16 protein-coding genes are annotated in these 18,785 nt (G+C 65.1%); all 16 read left to right on the forward strand.

Annotated elements, in window-relative coordinates:
- The first annotated feature begins 1 nt into the window (after position 1).
- The 16 genes from MXAZACID_RS03820 to MXAZACID_RS03895 all read left to right on the forward strand — a co-directional run bounded on the left by MXAZACID_RS03820 (position 2) and on the right by MXAZACID_RS03895 (position 18,608).
- On the forward strand, positions 2 to 775 hold the full coding sequence (locus MXAZACID_RS03820) for an SPOR domain-containing protein (protein WP_008492768.1): 774 nt from the start codon (positions 2 to 4) through the stop codon (positions 773 to 775).
- Positions 772 to 1,623 (forward strand): beta-N-acetylhexosaminidase, encoded by an 852-nt coding sequence (gene nagZ, locus MXAZACID_RS03825; RefSeq protein WP_051060171.1) that lies wholly within the window; start codon positions 772 to 774, stop codon positions 1,621 to 1,623. Before MXAZACID_RS03820 ends, nagZ begins: the two co-directional genes overlap by 4 nt.
- A complete protein-coding gene (locus MXAZACID_RS03830) occupies positions 1,624 to 2,328 on the forward strand; it encodes a site-2 protease family protein (RefSeq protein WP_008492770.1) in 705 nt (234 codons plus the stop codon).
- Positions 2,309 to 3,067, forward strand: coding sequence for a ScpA family protein (locus MXAZACID_RS03835; protein WP_008492771.1), 759 nt, complete (start codon positions 2,309 to 2,311; stop codon positions 3,065 to 3,067). Before MXAZACID_RS03830 ends, MXAZACID_RS03835 begins: the two co-directional genes overlap by 20 nt.
- Complete coding sequence (gene scpB / locus MXAZACID_RS03840) at positions 3,060 to 3,680, forward strand: SMC-Scp complex subunit ScpB (RefSeq protein ID WP_008492772.1); 621 nt, start codon at positions 3,060 to 3,062, stop codon at positions 3,678 to 3,680. Before MXAZACID_RS03835 ends, scpB begins: the two co-directional genes overlap by 8 nt.
- Positions 3,677 to 4,348, forward strand: coding sequence for a gamma-glutamylcyclotransferase (locus MXAZACID_RS03845; RefSeq protein ID WP_008492773.1), 672 nt, complete (start codon positions 3,677 to 3,679; stop codon positions 4,346 to 4,348). Before scpB ends, MXAZACID_RS03845 begins: the two co-directional genes overlap by 4 nt.
- Positions 4,349 to 4,371: 23 nt before the next feature.
- Positions 4,372 to 4,815 (forward strand): Sec-independent protein translocase protein TatB, encoded by a 444-nt coding sequence (gene tatB, locus MXAZACID_RS03850; protein ID WP_008492774.1) that lies wholly within the window; start codon positions 4,372 to 4,374, stop codon positions 4,813 to 4,815.
- Entirely contained in the window at positions 4,816 to 5,634 is an 819-nt protein-coding gene (gene tatC / locus MXAZACID_RS03855) for a twin-arginine translocase subunit TatC (protein WP_008492776.1), read from the forward strand.
- Entirely contained in the window at positions 5,627 to 6,895 is a 1,269-nt protein-coding gene (serS, locus tag MXAZACID_RS03860) for a serine--tRNA ligase (RefSeq protein ID WP_008492777.1), read from the forward strand. Before tatC ends, serS begins: the two co-directional genes overlap by 8 nt.
- A gap of 72 nt (positions 6,896 to 6,967) precedes the next feature.
- Positions 6,968 to 7,792, forward strand: a complete 825-nt coding sequence (dapD, locus tag MXAZACID_RS03865; RefSeq protein WP_008492778.1) for a 2,3,4,5-tetrahydropyridine-2,6-dicarboxylate N-succinyltransferase — start codon at positions 6,968 to 6,970, stop codon at positions 7,790 to 7,792.
- Complete coding sequence (dapE, locus tag MXAZACID_RS03870) at positions 7,789 to 8,886, forward strand: succinyl-diaminopimelate desuccinylase (RefSeq protein WP_008492779.1); 1,098 nt, start codon at positions 7,789 to 7,791, stop codon at positions 8,884 to 8,886. Before dapD ends, dapE begins: the two co-directional genes overlap by 4 nt.
- On the forward strand, positions 8,883 to 9,449 hold the full coding sequence (locus tag MXAZACID_RS03875; RefSeq protein WP_008492780.1) for a hypothetical protein: 567 nt from the start codon (positions 8,883 to 8,885) through the stop codon (positions 9,447 to 9,449). The genes dapE and MXAZACID_RS03875 overlap by 4 nt, the downstream gene beginning before the upstream one ends.
- 102 nt (positions 9,450 to 9,551) lie before the next feature.
- A complete protein-coding gene (locus MXAZACID_RS03880; RefSeq protein WP_205619728.1) occupies positions 9,552 to 10,799 on the forward strand; it encodes an efflux RND transporter periplasmic adaptor subunit in 1,248 nt (415 codons plus the stop codon).
- Positions 10,796 to 13,879 (forward strand): efflux RND transporter permease subunit, encoded by a 3,084-nt coding sequence (locus tag MXAZACID_RS03885; RefSeq protein ID WP_008492783.1) that lies wholly within the window; start codon positions 10,796 to 10,798, stop codon positions 13,877 to 13,879. Before MXAZACID_RS03880 ends, MXAZACID_RS03885 begins: the two co-directional genes overlap by 4 nt.
- A complete protein-coding gene (locus tag MXAZACID_RS20000) occupies positions 13,876 to 17,169 on the forward strand; it encodes an efflux RND transporter permease subunit (RefSeq protein WP_008492784.1) in 3,294 nt (1,097 codons plus the stop codon). Before MXAZACID_RS03885 ends, MXAZACID_RS20000 begins: the two co-directional genes overlap by 4 nt.
- Positions 17,166 to 18,608 carry an efflux transporter outer membrane subunit gene (locus MXAZACID_RS03895; protein WP_008492785.1) on the forward strand — a complete coding sequence of 481 codons (1,443 nt, stop codon included), beginning with the start codon at positions 17,166 to 17,168 and terminating at the stop codon, positions 18,606 to 18,608. The genes MXAZACID_RS20000 and MXAZACID_RS03895 overlap by 4 nt, the downstream gene beginning before the upstream one ends.
- Positions 18,609 to 18,785 lie beyond the last annotated feature (177 nt).

Raw genomic sequence — 18,785 nt, forward strand, 5'->3', positions numbered from 1 at the left:
TTTGCAGGAAGACGACGATGATTTCCTGTATCGGCCGCATCGCGCCAAGGGCCAGCGGCTGGACCCGGCGATCCAGCGCATGGCGATCGCCGCGGGCGGGGTTTCGGTGCTGGTCATCGTCGTCGCCTGGGTCTGGAGCGGCATCCATCCTTACACCTTCGGGCCGCCGCCGGTGGTCGAGCCGCCGGCGACACCCTTGCGCGTGGTCCCGGCCGATCCTGGCGGGCTGGTGGTGCCGGGTGCCAATATTCCCATCATGTCCGGTGAGATGAGCGACAAGGCGCCGCGTCTGGCCGCCCCTGGCCAGGCGCCGGATATCGCGGCGCTGGACCAGGCGGCGGGGCTGAACCAGCCGCCCGCCCAGATGGCGCAGGCCGCCCCGCCGGCCGCACCGGGGACAAGCCCGGATGACGCGCCGGCGCCGGCCAACGCCACCCCGGCCACCACCGATAAGCCGCAGAACATCACCCCCGCCGCCTCGCAGACGCCGCGCCCCGGCTCCACCGCCAGCAGTGCGGCCCAGGCCGAGGGGATGAGCGCGGTGCAGCTTGCGGCCACAGGGGATGAAAGCGGCGCGCTCGCCACCTGGACCAAGCTGCAGAAGCAGTTCCCGGACCTGCTCTCCGGGCGCACGCCCGAGATCATCCCGGCGATCGTCAACGGGCAGAGCGTCTGGCGGCTGCGCATTGGCGGCTTCCCCTCCGGCGCGGCGGCGAAAGCCTTCTGTGACAATCTCACCTCCAAGGGCGCGGCTTGTGCCGTGGCGGCATTTTGAAACCAGCGATTCTGGGGATTTCCGGCCTCTCCCTCACGGGTGAGGAACGGGCTTTGTTCCGTGACCACGCGCCGCGCGGGGCGATTTTGTTCAAGCGCAACATCGCCGATCCGGCGCAGCTGGCTGACCTCACGGCGGAACTGAAAGCCCTTCTGCCACCGGGCGCGGTGCTGATGGTGGACCAGGAGGGCGGGCGCGTCGCCCGGCTGCGCAGCCCCCATTGGCCCGAGCTGCCCGCCGCCGGCACGCTGAAGACCGAGGCGGAGGCCTACGCCCACGGCCAGGCGCTCGGCGAAATGGTGCGCGAAGCCGGCTTCACCTGCACCGCCGCCCCGGTGCTGGATATCCGCATCCCCGGCGCCTCGGACGTTGTGGGGGACCGGGCGATTACCGGCGATGCCGCGATGGTCGGCCGGCTGGGCGGGGCAATCGCGCGCGGCATCGTTGCCGCCGGCATTCTGCCGGTAATGAAGCACCTGCCCGGCCATGGGCGGGCTCTGGTCGATTCGCACGTGGCGCTGCCGGTGGTGCCCGAGCTGACGCGGGATGATCTGATCCCCTTCATCGCCAACAAGAATCTGCCCTGGGCGATGACGGCGCATGTGGTCTATGAGCAATATGACCGCTTCAATCCGGGCACCTTGTCCGAGATCGTGATCCGCGATCTGATTCGCGGTGAGATCGGGTTCCAGGGCGTGCTGGTTTCGGATGATCTGGCCATGGGCGCGCTCTCCAGCGATCCGAACCCGGCCTCGCGGGCGCGCCGGGCGCTGGCGGCGGGGTGCGATATCGCGCTTTATTGCCCGGGCGATTTCGCCGGCAACCGGGCCGTGCTGGAGGCGCTATAGATGATGCATTTTCTTAGCATCCTGATCGGGCTGGGCATCGCCATCATCCTGCATGAGCTGGCGCATGGCGTGGTCGCCTATTGGATGGGCGACAAGACCGCGCAACTGGCCGGGCGGTTGACGCTGAATCCGGTTCGACATCTGGACAAGATGGGCTCTTTCATCCTGCCGCTGATTCTGGCGGTGGGGCAGCTCGCCACGCTCGGCCATATCGCCTTTCTCTATGGCTGGGCGAAGCCGGTGCCGGTCACCCCCTTCAATCTGCATCTCGGCACCTATCGCGAGCCGCGCCGGCTGATGGCGATCGTCGCCCTGGCCGGGCCGGTGATGAATTTCATCCTGGCGCTGGGGGGCGGCGTGGTGATGCATGCGGCGGTGGCGGCGCAATCCATCCCCTGGCTGGATTTCCTGGCCTATTTCATCGAAATCAACCTGCTGCTCGGGCTGTTCAACCTGATCCCGCTGCCGCCCATGGATGGCGGGCGGATCGCGGTGGGCATTCTGCCGCTACCGCTGGCGATGCGGCTGGCGCGGGCGGAAAATCTCGGCATCGCCGCGGTGCTGCTGGTTTTGTTCGTGCTGCCGGTGACGCTGCAACAATTCGGCGTGCATTTCGACCCGTTCCGTGACGTGATGGGGTTTCTGCTGCCGGCCGCCGAGCGGCTGGTGCTGGGGCTGACGGGAAATGGCTTTGGAGACAACTGAGACCCTGGTTCTGTCGCTGGAGGGGTTCGAGGGGCCGCTAGACCTGCTGCTCGAACTCGCCCGCACCCAGAAGGTGGATCTGGCGAAAATCTCCATCCTGCAGCTGGTCGAGCAATTCCTGGCGGTGATCGAAGGGGCGCGGCGGGTGCGTCTGGAGCTGGCGGCGGACTGGCTGGTGATGGCGGCCTGGCTGACCTGGCTGAAATCGCGTTTGCTGGTACCCCAGCTGGGTGAGCCGGAGGATGCGGAGCTCGCCGCCGAGATTTTGCAATCCCGGCTGATGCAGCTGCAGGCGATGCGGGTGGCCGCCGCCTGGATGGGGCAACGTCCGCAGCTGAACTGGGACGTGTTCGAGCGCGGCCTGCCGGAAGACCTCACCGAGCTGGACCGCTCGCGCCTGAAGCTGGACATGACCAGCCTGCTCTCGGCTTATCTGGCGGCCCGCCGCCGGGCGGGCGCCAAGCAGCGCTACCGGCCCCGGCCGATGGTGTATTTCTCGGTGCAGGATGCGTTGCAGCGTGTCGGCCGGATGCTGGGCTCGCTGCCCGATTGGGCGAGCCTGGAGCAGTTTCTCCCCGAGGGGCTGCAGGATGGCATTCCGCGCCGGGCAGCCATCTCCTCAACCCTCATCGCGGGGCTGGAAATGGCCAAGCATGGGCAGCTAGACTTGAAACAGGATGAGCGGTTCGGGCCGATTCTGATGCGACGGAAGAAGGAGAGCGACGGATCTGATGGCTGAAGCCTTTACGCTGCCGATGCGCCTGGCCGAAGCGGCGATTTTCGCCGCCACCCAGCCAGTGACGGCCAGGATGCTGGCCAATCTGCTGCCGGTGGATACGGATGTGGATGCGGTGATGAGCGATCTGGTCACCGCTTATGCCTCGCGCGGGGTGAATATCGTCATGGTCGGCGGCGGCTGGCAGTTGCGCACCGCACCGGACCTTGCCCCGGCGCTGCGCAAGGTGGTGGAGCTGCCCCGCCGGCTGCCGCGCGTGGCGATGGAGAGCCTGGCCATCATCGCCTATCACCAGCCGGTCACCCGCACCGAGATCGAGGAAATCCGCGGCGCCGCGCTCTCGCAGACCATGCTGGATCTGCTGCTGGAAAACGGGCTGATCACGCCCAAGGGCCGCAAGGAGACCCCCGGCCGGCCGACCCTCTGGGGCACCACGCCAAATTTCCTCGCCCAGTTCGGGCTGAATGATCTGCGCGAGATGCCCAAGCGCGAGGAGCTGCTGATCGATGCGAACGGACCGGCCCTTGCCGCGCCGCCAGCCGAGGCCGATGCGCAGCCCCAGGAGGCGGGGCAGCCGGATGAGGCGGCGGGGGTGGAAGACGCGAAACCCGAATGAGCCCGCTGCGCATCACCCGTGAGACGCTGATGGACGGCACTTTGCGTGCCCGCCAGCGCGAATATGCCGCCGCCCATCCGGACATGCGCTGGCGCACCGAAGCGGAGATGAAGCAGATTTTCGATGAGATCCTGGCCGCGCATCCGGCGGACGAAGATCTCTGGGTGTTCGGCTATGGCTCGCTGATCTGGAATCCGGCCTTCGATTACGAGGCGAAGAGCTGCGCCCTGCTGCGCGGCTGGCATCGGCGTTTCTGCCTGCGCATGTTCATCGGGCGCGGCACGCCGGAGACGCCGGGTGTGATGCTGGCGCTCGACCGCGGCGGGGCCTGCCGGGGGGTGGCGTTCCGAATCGCGGCTGAGAAAATCCGCCAGGAGCTGTGGCTGCTCTGGCAGCGGGAAATGTATGGCGGCGCCTATAATGCCCGCTGGGTGCGGCTTGAGGCCGGGGGCAAGCCGGTGCGGGCGATCACCTTCGTCATCAATCCCGACCATCCGCGCTATATCAAGGAGCTTTCGGTGGAGCAGACGGCGGCGCTGATCGCCTCCGGAAGGGGGGATCTCGGCACCTGCCGGGAATATTTCGAAAACACCGTCGAGCATCTGCGCGCGCTGGGGGTGAAGGATGCGGCGCTGGCGCGGATTGCCGCGTCTTTGCCATCCGCGTGAGGGCCTGCTAGCAAGCCTGCGCGATGTTTGGATTGTCATGGGGTGAAATCGGGCTGATCATGGCGGTGGCATTGATTGCCATTGGGCCAAAGGATCTGCCTGTCGCGATCAGGACCGTCACCGGGCTGATCAAGAAGGCGCGCGGCATGGCCTCGGAATTCCAGGGCCATCTGGACGAGATGATGCGCGAGGCGAATCTCTCGGACGTGAAGGGCGAGATCGACAAGCTCCGCCGATTCGATTTCCGCACCGCCGCCGAAACCGCTTTGGACCCGGATGGCAGCCTGCGCGCCACCGCCAAGGAGGTGAATGACAGCGTCGAGACGCAGACCGTCACCGCCTACAAACCGCCGGCCGTGGTCGAGGAGGCGCCGCCCGATGCCCCTGCCGTCATCCCGCCCGAGGCCGCGCGCAAGGCGCCCACACCCGCTTTCATTCCGCCTGGCACCAGGCGCTGGGGTTTTTAAATGACAACCGCCGATGAAGACCAGATCGACGACAAGGAAATGCCGCTGCTCGAGCATCTTGCGGAGCTGCGCAAACGGCTGATCTGGTCGGCCGCCGCTTTCCTGATCGCGTTTCTGGTCTGCTATCATTTTTCCGCGAAGATTTACGACTTCCTGGCCGCCCCGCTGGCGCACGCGCTGGTGGCGCAGGGGCAGAAGCCGGAGCTGGTCTATACCGCGCTTTATGAGGCGTTCTTTACCGACGTGAAGGTGGCGGTGTTCGGTGCCGCCTTCATCTCCTTCCCGGTCCTGGCGACGCAGATCTGGCTGTTCGTCGCACCCGGGCTGTACCGGCGCGAGAAGCGGGCCTTGCTGCCCTTTCTCATCGTCACCCCCATCCTGTTCTTCGCCGGCGGCGCGCTGGCCTATTACGTGTTCTTCCCGATCGCCTGGAAATTCTTCCTCTCCTTCCAGCAAAGCGGGCAGGGGGTGGATATCTCGCTGCTGCCCAAGGTCTCGGATTATCTGAACATCGTGATGAAGCTGCTCTTCGCCTTCGGGCTCAGCTTCGAGCTGCCGGTGCTGCTCACGCTGCTGGGCAAGGTTGGCATCGTCACCCATGCGACGCTGAAGCGCTATCGCCGCTACGCCTATGTCGGCTGCTTCATCGTCGCCGCCATCATGGCGCCGCCGGACGTGCCCAGCCAGTGCATCATGGCGGCGTTGCTGCTGTTCCTGTTCGAGATTTCGCTGTTCTTCGTGAAGCTCGTCGAGCCGAAATATGAGGACGAGGCCGAAGAGGCCGCCACCGCTGAGCAAAAAGACCAAGAGAATGCATGATATCAAGCTGATCCGCGAGGATGCCGAGGGGTTTGACGCGGGCCTCGCGCGCCGGGGCATCGCGCCGCTGTCGCGCGAAATCCTGGAGCTGGACGAGCAGCGCCGCGCCGCCCTGGCCCGCCAGCAGGAGCTGCAGGCCGAGCGCAATGCGGTCTCCAAGAAGATCGGTGAGGCCAAGCGTGCCAAGGCGGATAGTGCCGAATTGGAAGCGCAGGGCATGCGCATCCGCGAGGAGATCGCCAAGCTGGACGCCGAAGGGCCGCGCCTGGATGCGCTGCTGCGCGACACGCTGGGCAAGATCCCGAATTTGCTGGACGCGGCGGTGCCCGAGGGCAAGGACGAGGCGGATAACAAGGTCGAAAAAACCTGGGGCGCGCCGCGCAATTTCGACTTCACGCCGAAGGAGCATCACGAGCTCGGCGAAGCGCTGGGGATGATGGATTTCGCCGGGGCGGCGAAGCTGGCCGGGGCGCGCTTTACCGTGCTGAAGGGTAAGCTCGCCCGGCTGGAACGCGCTCTGGGCCAGTTCATGCTGGATATGCACACCAGCGAGCATGGCTATGCCGAGACGGTGGTGCCGCTTTTGGTGAACGATGCCACCATGTACGGCACCGGCCAGCTGCCGAAATTCGCCGAGGATCTGTTCGCCACCACCGATGGGCGCTGGTTGATTCCAACCGCCGAGGTGCCGCTGACCAATCTGGTCGCTGGTGAGATCACCCCGGCGGCGCAGCTGCCGCTGCGGATGACCGCGCTTTCTTATTGTTTCCGCTCCGAGGCCGGCTCCGCCGGGCGGGATGTGCGCGGCATGCTGCGCCAGCATCAGTTCACCAAGGTCGAGCTGGTAAGCATCACCACGCCCGAGCAAAGCGCGGAGGAGCATGAGCGCATGACCCGCGCCGCCGAAACCGTGCTGGAGCGGCTGGAGCTGCCTTATCGGCGGATGCTGCTCTGCGCCGGGGATACCGGCTTCTCTGCCGCCAAGACCTATGACCTCGAGGTCTGGGTGCCGGGGCAGGGGAAATACCGGGAAATCTCTTCCTGTTCCAACACGCTCGCCTTCCAGGCGCGGCGGATGAATGCGCGCTTCCGGGTGGGCGATGGCAGGCCTGACTTCGTGCATACGCTGAACGGCTCGGGCACCGCTGTCGGCCGGGCGCTGATCGCGGTGATGGAGAATTATCAGAATGAGGATGGCTCGATCACCGTGCCATCCGTGCTGCGGCCTTATATGGGCGGGCTGGAGATTATCGCCGCCTGAGGCGGGCTGGCCGATTGATGGGGCCGGCGGGCAGCCGCCTGGTCCGTTCTGTATTTTTTAGGGAATGAAGTTATGAGCACCGCGCTGAAAACCGCCATCGAAGCCGCCTGGGACGACCGGGCCAGCATCTCGCCCGCCACCAAAGGCGAGGTGCGCGATGCGATTGAGGCGGCGCTGGAGCTGCTGGATTCCGGCAAGGCCCGGGTGGCGCAGCCGGGCGAGGGTGGCTGGGTGGTCAATCAGTGGCTGAAGCAGGCGGTGCTGCTCTCCTTCCGCCTGTACCCGAACTATGTGCAGGGCAATGTCGGCGATGCGCCGGTGTTCGACAAGGTGGCGATCAAATTCGCCGGCTGGGATGAGGCGCGCTTTGCCGCCGCCGGCATGCGCGCGGTGCCCGGCGCCGTGGTTCGCCGCTCCGCCTTCATCGCCCCCGGCGTGGTGCTGATGCCGAGCTTCACCAATGTCGGCGCCTATGTCGGTGAGAACACCATGATCGACACCTGGTCGACCGTTGGCTCCTGCGCGCAGATCGGCAAGAACTGCCATATCTCCGGCGGTGTCGGGATTGGCGGGGTGCTGGAGCCGCTGCAGGCGAATCCGGTGATCATTGAGGATAATTGCTTCATCGGCGCGCGCTCCGAGGTGGCGGAAGGGGTGATCGTGGGTGAGGGCGCGGTGCTCTCGATGGGCGTGTTCCTGGGCGCCTCCACCAAGATCGTCGATCGCGAGACCGGCGAGATCATGTATGGCAAGGTGCCGCCTTACTCCGTCGTGGTGCCGGGCAGCCTGCCGGGCAAGACGCCCAGCTCGCCCAGCCTGGCGGCGGCGATCATCGTCAAGCGCGTGGATGCGCAGACCCGTTCCAAGACCTCGATCAACGAGCTGCTGCGCGCGTGATCTCCGCGCCCGCCCTGCTGCGCGATCTGCTGCGCTGCGCCTCGGTGACCCCCGCCGATGCGGGGGCGCAGGGCGTGCTGATCGTAGCGCTACGAAAGCTGGGGTTCGAGGTGACGAGGCTGCGTTTCGGCGAGATCGAGAATTTTTTCGCCGAGCGCAAAGGCCCTGGAAAGCATCTTTGCTTCGCCGGCCATACGGATGTGGTGCCGCCCGGCGAGGGCTGGTCCCACGGGCCGTTCGATGGGGAGGAGCAGGGCGGCGTGCTCTATGGGCGCGGGGCGGTGGACATGAAAGGTGGCATCGCCGCGTTCGTGGCGGCGGCCTCGCGGGTGCCGGGGCATGTCTCGCTGCTGATCACCGGGGATGAGGAAGGCGAGGCGGTGGATGGCACCGTGCGGGTGCTGGACTGGATGCAGGCGAACGGGAAAATCCCGGATTTCTGCGTGGTCGGCGAGCCGACCAGCAAGGCTGTGCTCGGCGATGTGGTGAAGGTGGGGCGGCGCGGCAGTTTGAATGCGGTGATCACCATGCAGGGCCGCCAGGGCCATGCCGCCTATCCGCATCTGGCCGATAATGCCGTGCATAAGCTGATCCCGGTGCTGGCGGAGCTGGCATCGCACAGGCTGGATGAGGGGTCGGAATTTTTCGAAGCTTCGACGCTGCAGATCACCTCGGTCGATGTCGGCAATCCCGCCCCCAACGTGATTCCCGGCGCGGCGGTGGCGAAGCTGAATATCCGCTTCAATGATCTGCATTCCGGCGCCTCGCTCACCGCCTGGTTGAAGGATGTGCTGGCCCGCCACGCGCCGGGGGCGATGTTGCAGGTGAAGATTTCCGGCGAATCCTTTCTCACCCAGCCGGGCGAGGCGATTGCCGCGCTGGTGGGGGCGATCGAGCGCGTCACCGGGGTAACGCCGGACCGCAATACCGGCGGCGGCACCTCGGATGCGCGTTTCATCGCGCGGTTTTGCCCGGTGGCGGAGTTCGGGCTGGTCGGCACCACCATGCATAAGGTGGATGAGGCGGTGCCGGTGGCCGAGCTGGACCAGCTGGCGGATGTGTATGCGGCGCTGATCGAAGGGTTTTGCGGATGATCATGCGCGGTCTGCTGCTGCTGGCGCGCGGCAATGCCAAAGGCATCGAGGAATTCGGCACCGGCGAGGACGCATTTGCCGCTTCGCTGGCGCCGTTGATCGCGTTTCCGCTGGTCGGCGCGCTGCTCAGCCTGGTCGCGGGCGATTGGAAAAGCGCGCTGCTGGGGCTGCTCTCGCGGCTTTGCACCGTGCTGGCGCTGCCTGTGATCACTTACGAATTCGCCCGGCTTTTCGGGCGCCGGGAGCTGTGGCTGCGCACCGCCACGGCGCTGAACTGGTGCTTCTGGCTGGTGCTGCCGGCGATCCTGGTCGCGGCCTTCATCGGCTCGATCCTGGTCCAGTTCGGGCTGAAGATGGACCAGGTGGAGATGGCGGTGCTGGGGCTGATCGGGCTCTATCTGCTGTGGAATCGCTGGTTCGTGTTCCGCAACGGGCTGCAGCTGAATATCTGGCGCGCCTTGCTGGTGCTGCTGGCCAGTATTGCCGTCACCGGCGCCTTCGCCGCCCTGCCTTGGGCCACTGGCCTGCCGCTCGCCTCCACCGAGATCACTTCGCTGCCCTGATCGGGTTACGATTTGTCATCCTGCCGTTAATGTTCGCGCGGGGACAAAGCAGAGCGGAGCCCTTATAGCAACGCACAGGATCTGGAGCAGGAGTGGGCTTTGGTGGCGGTACGCGAAGGGCAGCGCAAGCGCGGCAAGGGGCGGTATGTCATCGCCCTGGTGGTCATTCTCCTGGTGGCCTTCATCTGGTGGCGCCATAGCGGCCATAAGCAGGCCGGGTACCGCCCGGCCGCGCAATCGGTGGTCACCGCCAAGGCCGTCAGCGGGCCGATGCAGGTGACTTTGGATGAGCTGGGCACCGTCACCCCCACCGCCACGGTGACGCTGCTGCCGCAGATTTCCGGCTATATCACCCAGATCGGCTTCACCGAGGGGCAGATGGTCCAGAAGGGCCAGTTCCTGGTGCAGATCGACCCGCGGCCGTATCAGATCCAGCTTGAGCAATATCAGGCGGCGCTGGCCAAGGACCAGGCCAGCCTGGACCAGGCGCGCTCCGATTATGCGCGCTATCTGAAGCTGGAAGCGCAGAACAGCATTTCCGCGCAGACCGTCTCGGACCAGAAATTCACCGTGGCCCAGGATGCGGCGGCTGTGAAATCCGACCAGGCGAATATCGACACCGCCAAGCTCGATCTGGCCTATTGCCATATCACCTCGCCGGTGACCGGGCGGATCGGCCTGCGGCTGGTCGATCTGGGCAATTACGTCACCTCTGGCAGCTCCACCGGGCTGGCGGTGGTGACCACCATCAGCCCGACCACGGTGGAGTTTTCCGTCGCCCAGCAGGATCTGACGCAGATTCTGGAACAGCTCGAACAAGGCCGGACCCTGCAGGCCAGCGCCTATGAGAGCGACGATGTGACCAAGCTGGAGGATGGCACGCTCTCGGCTGTCGATAACCAGGTGAACACCTCCACCGGCATGGTGAAATTGCGCGCCGATTTCGCCAATACGGACAATAAGCTCTTCCCCAACCAGTTCGTGAATGTGCATCTGCTGGTGAAGACGCTGCAGAACGCGACCCTGGTGCCCAGCCCCGCGGTGCAGGAGGGCGCGCCTGGCGCCTATGTGTATGTGGTGCAGCCCGATAATACGGTGAAGATGGTGCCGGTGACCACCGGCCCGACCGATGGCATCAACACCGTCATCACCAAGGGGGTGAGTCCGGGCGATGAGGTGGTGGTGGATGGCGTCGACCGGCTGACCGATGGCAGCAAGATCACCCCCTCGGGCAGCGAAACGGTGACCACCAACGGGGCGCCGGAGGCCATCGCGCCCAGCCAGGCGCCATCCGGCAAGCCAGGTGGCTGGCATCATAAGAAACAGAACGGCCAGGCCGCCGGCCAGTGAACCCCTCCCGGCTTTTCATCCTTCGGCCGGTCGCGACATCGCTGCTGATGATCGCCTTCGTGCTGGTCGGGCTGGTGGCGTTCCAGTATCTGCCGGTCGCGGCCCTGCCGGATGTGAATTACCCCACCATCGAGGTGGAGACCTTCTATCCCGGCGCATCGCCGGATGTGGTGAGCACATCGATCACCGCGCCGCTGGAGCGCCAGCTGGGCCAGATGCAGGGGCTCAACCAGATGTCGAGCCAGAGCTCGGCCGAGGCCTCGGTGATCACGCTGCAATTCGATCTGTCGCTGAGCTTGGATGTGGCCGAGCAGGAGGTGCAGGCGGCGATCAACGCGGCGGGAAATTTGTTGCCGAGCGATCTGCCGGCGCCGCCGATCTATAACAAGGTCAACCCGGCCGACGCGCCGATCATGACGCTGGCGATCACCTCGAAGACGATGAACCTCATCGATGTGCAGCGTCTGGTGAATTCACGCCTGGCCTCGAAAATTTCCGAGATTTCGGGGGTCGGTCTGGTCAGCCTCGCGGGCGGCAATGAGCCGGCGATCCGCGTCGAGGTGAACCCGCAGGCGCTCGCCGCCTATGGCATTTCCATCGACAATGTCCGCACGGATATCGCCAATCTCAACGTCAATTCGCCGAAGGGCAGTTTCTCCGGCCCGGTGCAGAATTACACGATCAACGATAACGACCAGATCACCGACCCCGCGCAATATAACAAGCTGGTCATTGCCTATAAGAACGGCACGCCGGTTTTCCTGAAGGATGTCGCCAAGGTGGTCTCCGCGCCGGAAAATGCGGAGCTGGGCGCCTGGGTGAACAGGACGCCGGCGATCATCCTGAATGTGCAGCGCCAGCCGAACGCCAACGTGATCAAGACGGTGGATGCGATCAAGCGGGCCTTGCCGACACTCACCCAAGGGCTGCCGCCGGCGATGAATATTCAGGTGGTGAGCGACGGCACCATTTCCATCCGCGCCTCCGTGCGCGATGCCGAGTTCGAGCTGCTGCTTTCCATCTTCCTTGTCGTCGCCGTGATCTATCTGTTCCTGGGCAGTTTGCGCGCGACGGTGATCCCCTCGATCTCCGTGCCGGTCTCGCTGATCGGCACGCTGGCGGTGATGTATCTCTGCGGCTACTCGATCGATAATCTCTCGCTGATGGCGCTGATCGTCGCGACCGGCTTCGTGGTGGATGACAGCATCGTGATGATCGAGAATATCGCCCGCTATCTGGAGTTGGGCGAGAGCCCGATGCAGGCGGCGCTGAAGGGGGCGGGGCAGATGGGCTTTACCATCATCTCGCTGACCGTCTCGCTGATCGCGGTGCTGATCCCGCTTCTGTTCATGGGCGATGTCACCGGGCGGCTGTTCTCCGAATTCGCGGTGACGCTGGCGGTGACCATCGTGATTTCGGCGGTGGTGTCGCTGACTTTGGTGCCGATGCTGTGTTCGCGGATTCTGCATGAGCATGCGCAGGAAAAACCCGGGCGCATCGCGCTCTGGGCGGAGCGGCAATTCGCGCGTATCGTCGCCGCCTATGGGCGCGGGCTGAGCTGGGTGCTGGCGCATGCGCGCCTCACGCTGGCGCTGTTCATCGCCACGCTGGCGCTGACCGGCTTGATGTATGTGTTCATTCCGAAAAGCTTCTTTCCGGTGCAGGATACCGGGCAGATCCAGGGCATCAGCCAGGGGGCGCAGAGCACCTCTTACGCGGCGATGGCGCAGCACCAGCAGCAGCTGGCGGATGCCTTGCTGAAAGACCCGGATGTGGTCAGCCTGACCAGCTATATCGGCGTGGATGGCACCAACACCACGCTGAACCAGGGCCGCTTCCTGATCAATCTGAAACCCAAGAGCGAACGCAGCCTCTCCGCCAGCGCGCTGATCCCGCGCCTCAACCGCGCGGTGGCGGGTGTGCCGGGGATTTCGCTATACCTGCAGCCGGTGCAGAGCCTGACTTTGGATACCAGCGTCTCGCCGACACAGTACCAATTCGTGCTCGAGGACCCGAATAGCGGGGATTTCACCAGCTACGTGCCGAAGCTGTTGGCGGCGCTGCAAAGCCTGCCGCAGATCACCGGTGTCGCCAGCGGGCTGCAGGCTTCGGGCAACTCGGTTTATATCGACATCAACCGCGCCAATGCGGCGCGCTACGGCATCACCCCGGCGACGGTGGATAGCGCGCTCTATGATGCCTTCGGCCAGCGCATCATCTCCACCATTTTCACCCAGAGCAACCAGTTCCGCGTCATCATGGGCGTGCCGGCGGATAAGATGACCTCCATCGCGTCGCTGGGGAATATCTATCTGCCCTCCTCCTCTTCGACCGGCGGGATGGTGCCGCTTTCGGCCATCGCCAGCTTCAGCGTGCGCAAAGTGCCGCTGGTGGTGGAGCATCTGGGACAGTTCCCGGCGACCACCATCTCCTTCAACGTCGCGCAAGGGGCGACGCTGGGGGAGGCGGTGAATGCGATCAAGCGGGCGGAGACGCAGGTGAAGCTGCCGACCGCGATGCAGACCTCCTTCCAGGGGGCGGCGGCACAGTTCCAAAGCTCGCTCTCGAATGAGGTCTATCTGCTGATCGCGGCGATCATCGCGGTCTATATCGTGCTGGGCGTGCTCTATGAGAGCTTCGTGCATCCGGTGACCATTCTCTCGACACTGCCATCGGCGGGCATCGGCGCGCTGCTGTTCCTGTGGCTGGCCGGCGACGGGCTGGGGGTGATCGGGATTATCGGCATCGTGCTGCTGATCGGCATTGTGAAAAAGAACGCGATCATGATGATCGATTTCGCTTTGCAGGCGCAGCGCCATGAGGGCAAAGCACCGCGCGAGGCGATTTATGAGGCGGCCTTGCTGCGCTTCCGGCCGATTTTGATGACGACGCTGGCCGCCTTGCTGGCCGGGCTGCCGTTGATCTTTGGCGGCGGCATGGGCTCTGAGCTGCGGGCACCTTTGGGGCTGGCCATCGTCGGCGGTCTGCTGGTCAGCCAGGTGCTCACTTTGTTCACCACACCGGTGATCTATCTCGCCTTTGAGGCTTTGGCGGTGCGGCTGCGCGGGCAGCGCGCATGAATATCCCGGCGATCTTCATTCGCCGGCCGGTGGCCAGCATCTTGCTGACCATCGGCATCGCGCTCTCCGGCATGCTGGCCTTCACCCGCATGCCGGTGGCGCCGTTGCCGAAGATCGCCTTTCCGACCATCCAGGTCATGGCGCAGATGGCCGGCGCCAGCCCGGACACCATGGCCTCCACCGTGGCTGCACCGCTGGAGCGCCATCTCGGCGCGATTGCGGATGTGACGGAGATGACCAGCCAATCCGGCATTGGCAGCACGCGCATCACGCTGCAATTCGGGCTGGACCGCAACATCAACGGGGCGGCGCGCGATACCGAGGCGGCGATCCAGGCGGCGCGGGCGGATCTGCCGACCAGCCTGCGCGCCAACCCGACCTATCATGAGTTCAACCCGGCCGATATTCCGATCATGGTGCTCGCACTCACCTCGGATACGATGACGGCGGCGCAGCTCTATGATTCCGCCGATACCGTGCTGGAGCAGCAATTCTCCCAGGTTTCCGGCGTGGGCGAGGTGGAGCTGGGCGGCTCGGCGCTGCCGGCGGTGCGGGTGGAGCTGCAGCCGGGGAAGCTGGCGCAGTACGGCATCGGGCTGGAGGATGTGCGCGCCGCCCTCGCCGGCGCCAACGCGAATGCGCCAAAAGGCTATTTCGATGTCGGCCCCAACCGCTATCAGCTCTACACCAACGACCAGGCGACGACGGCGGCGCAATATCGCGGTCTGGTGATCGCCTATCGCAATGGCCAGGCGGTGAAGCTCTCCGATGTCGCGGATGTGCAGAACTCGGTCGAGAATACCCAGAATGCCGGCTATTATAACGGCAAGCATGCGGTGCTGGTGATTGTCCATGCCACGCCGGATGCGAACATCATCAACACCGTCGATGACATCAAGAAGCTGCTGCCGAGCTTGCGGGCGGCCTTGCCGCCTTCGGTGCATATCGGCGTGGCGATGGATCGCAGCCAGTCCATCCGCGCCGCCGTGGACGATACCGAGCGGACCTTGTTCATCGCCGTGCTGCTGGTGGTGGGGGTGGTGTTCCTGTTCCTGCGCTCGCCGCGCGCCACGCTGATCCCCGGGCTGGCGGTGCCGGTCTCGATCATCGGCACCTTCGGTCCGATGTATCTGCTGGGTTTTTCCATCGATAATCTCTCGCTGATGGCGCTGACCATCGCCACCGGCTTCGTGGTGGATGACGCGGTGGTGGTGGTGGAAAACACCATGCGGCATCTGGAAGACGGGATGAGCCCGCTGGATGCGGCGCTGAAAGGCGGCGCCGAGGTCGGTTTCACCGTGCTCTCGATGAGCCTCTCCTTGATCGCGGTGTTCGTGCCGATCCTGCTGATGCCGGGGCTGCTTGGCATGTTGTTCAGGGAGTTCGCGGTGACGCTGTCGCTGGCGATCATCATCTCGCTGATCGTCTCGCTGACCATCACCCCGATGCTCTGCGCGCTGCTGCTGAAGCCGCCTTCACATGAACCAGGGCGCAAGCGGCGGGTGCTGGATGCGATGGAGCGCGGCTTCACCGCCGCGCGCGATGGCTATGAGCGCTCGCTGCGCTGGGCGCTGCGCCATGCGCGGCTGGTCGGGTTCGGCTTCCTGGTCACCATCATCCTCAACCTGGTGTTGTTCGTGCTGGTGCCGAAAGGCTTCTTCCCCGAGCAGGATACCGGGATGATCATCGGCAATATTCAGGCCGATCAATCCACCAGCTTCGCGGCGATGTCGGCGAAGCTCAAGACGGCGCAGGCGATCATCCAGAAGGACCCGGCGGTGGCCTCGGCGGCGGGGTTTACCGGCGGGCGCTCGACCAATACGGCGATGATGTTCATCACGCTGAAGCCGCTCAGCGAACGTCATCTCTCGGCCACCGCCATCGTCGCCCGGCTGCGCCCGCAGCTGGCGAAAATTCCCGGCGCGCAGACTTTCCTGGTGCCGGCACAGGATTTGCGCGTTGGCGGGCGGCAGAGCAACGCCGAATATCAATACACATTGACCAGCGATGATGCCGCGACGCTGCAGAGCTGGGTGCCGAAGATCGTCGCCGCGCTGAAGCAGGACAAGGCGCTGCTGGATGTGAATTCGGATATGCAGACTGGCGGGCTGGAGACCGACATCAAGATCGATCGCGCCCAGGCCTCGCGGCTGGGGCTGACGCCGCAGCAGATCGACGCGACCTTGTACGACGCATTCGGCCAGCGGACGGTCTCCACCATCTATAACGAGCTGAACCAGTATGAGGTGGTGATGGAATTCGCCCCGCAATACCAGCAGACGCCGAATGATCTGAAGCGCATCTATGTGAGCACCTCAGGCGGCAGCGCCAGCGGCACCAGCGCCACCCAGCTCGCCGCCGGGGCGGTGAGTGCCAGCACCACCAGCACCAGCGCGAGCAGCCGCACCAGCAGCGTGGCGCTGGACAGCGCCACCAATGCCGCCATCAATTCGATTTCCGGCAGCAAGAGCGCCTCCTCCGGCACCGCGGTGAGCACCAACAAGGAAACCATGGTGCCGCTTTCGGCCTTCGCCACGGTGACGCCGGGAACCACACCGATCTCGGTCAATCATCAGGGCGGGCAGCTGGCGGCGACGATCTCCTTCTCGCTGCCCGGCGGCACGGCGCTGGGCAGCGCGGCGGCGGAGATCCAGAAGACGATGAGCAATCTCGATGTGCCGCTGAGCATCAAGGGCAGTTTCGCCGGCACCGCGGCGGCGTTCAAATCCTCGCAATCCTCCGAGCCGCTGATCATTCTGGCGGCGCTGGCGGCGGTCTATATCGTGCTGGGCATTCTCTATGAGAGCACGATCCATCCGCTGACCATTCTCTCCACCATTCCCTCGGCCGGCATCGGGGCGACGTTGTTCCTGCTGATGTTGAACACGCCGCTGACCATCATCGCGCTGATCGGCGTGATTTTGCTGATCGGCATTGTGAAGAAGAACGCGATTTTGATGATCGATTTCGCCCTGGCGCTGCAGCGTGGCGAGGGGATTGCGCCGGAGGAGGCGATTTTCCGCGCCGCCTTGCTGCGCTTCCGGCCGATTTTGATGACCACCTTCGCCGCCGTGCTGGGGGCGTTGCCGCTGGCCATCGGCATCGGCCAGGGGGCGAGTTTGCGCCAGCCGCTGGGGCTGACCATCATTGGCGGGCTGCTGGTGAGCCAGGCGCTGACACTTTACACCACGCCGGTTCTGTATCTCTGGCTGGAACGGCTGGGCACGACATTGCGCGGCGGGCGGGACAAGGCCGCGCCGCGTTCAGGTAGCATTGTGGAGGCGCCATGAGGCGGATTGCGTTCATCGGCCTGTTTGCCCTCTCGGGCTGCATGGTTGGGCCGAATTACCAGAAGCCGAAGCTGGCGGTGCCCGCCGGCTACAAGACCGCGCCGGGCTGGGTGCGGGCGCAGCCGGCGGATGGCGCGCCAAAAGGCCAATGGTGGCGGAATTTCCAGGACCCGACGCTGGACAAGCTCGAAGCCCAGGTGGCGGTGAACAACGCCGCGCTGGCGGCGGATTTCTACGCCTACCAGCAGGCGGTGGCGCTGGCGCAGGAAGCGCGCGGCAGCCTGTTCCCGACGCTAGCACTCACCGGCAGCGCCACGCGCAGCGGGCAGGGGGGCAGCTCCGGCGGTGCCGGGCTTTCCAGTGGGCCGAAAACCTCCGGCACCTTCGAGGGGCAGGCGAGCTGGACGCCGGATATCTGGGGCAAGATCCGCCGCCAGGTGCAGAGCAATGTCGCCGCCGCGCAGGTGAGCGCGGCCGACCTCGCCAATGCCACGCTGAGCGCCCAGGCCAGCTTGGCGCAGGATTACGTGTATCTGCGCACGGCGGATGCGAATATCGCGCTGCTGAACCAGACCATCGCCGCCTACCAGGATAGTCTGCGGATCACCCAGAACAAATATAACGCCGGCACGGTCTCGCAAGCCGACGTGCTGACGGCGCAAACGGAGCTGGATGGCGCGCAGTCCAGCCTGATCTCCGAGCAGGCGACGCGGGCGCAATATGAGCACGCCATCGCGCTGCTGACCGGGCATGCGCCTTCGGATATCTCCATCCCGGACGGGCAGCAGATCGCCAGCGTGCCGGTGGCGCCGCCGCAGGTGCCGAGCACGCTGCTGGAGCGCCGGCCCGATATCGCCGCCGCCGAGCGTGCCATGGCCGAGCAGAATGCCAATATCGGCGTGGCGGTGGGGGCGTATTACCCGGATCTCAGCCTCTCGGCGCTGGGCGGGTTTTCGGCGACGCCGATCGGCGCGCTGTTCAGCGCCTCCAACGCGCTGTGGTCGCTGGGCGCCTCGGCGACCGGGGATTTGTTCGAGGGCGGGACGCGCGCGCAGGCAGTGGCGGCGGCGAAGGCGGGCTATCTGGAGAGTGTCGAGACCTACCGGCAGACGGTGCTGAGCGCCTTCCAGGCGGTGGAGACGGATCTCTCCAATCTGCAGATCTATGCGGCGCAGGCGCAGGTGCAGGCGCGGGCGGTGGCGGAAGCGCAGCGTGCCGCGCAGATCGCGCTGAATGAGTATCGCGCCGGAACGGTTGATTACACCACGGTGGTCACGGCGCAGGTGACGCTGCTCTCCGACCAGCAGACGGCCCTGTCGATCCAGCAAAGCCGGCTGCTGGCCAGCATCGCGCTATATGCGGATCTGGGCGGCGGGTTCGAGGCCAAGGACCTGCCGAGCGCGGCGACGATTCAGAGCGGGCTGCCGTTTGCGCCGTGAATAAAAACGGGCCGGGAAGGATGTCCCCGACCCGTTCTGTTTAGGGCTGAATCATTCCCACTCGATTGTAAACATGCCAAAATAACTTTTGTTTTTCAACATATTGCAAATCGCCCCGCACAAACTACCACGAAAAATACCACGCTTACAATCTGAAGCGCCAAGCCGGGCGACACG

The organism is Acidocella sp. MX-AZ02, from assembly GCF_000306035.1.
GTDB lineage: Bacteria > Pseudomonadota > Alphaproteobacteria > Acetobacterales > Acetobacteraceae > Acidocella > Acidocella facilis.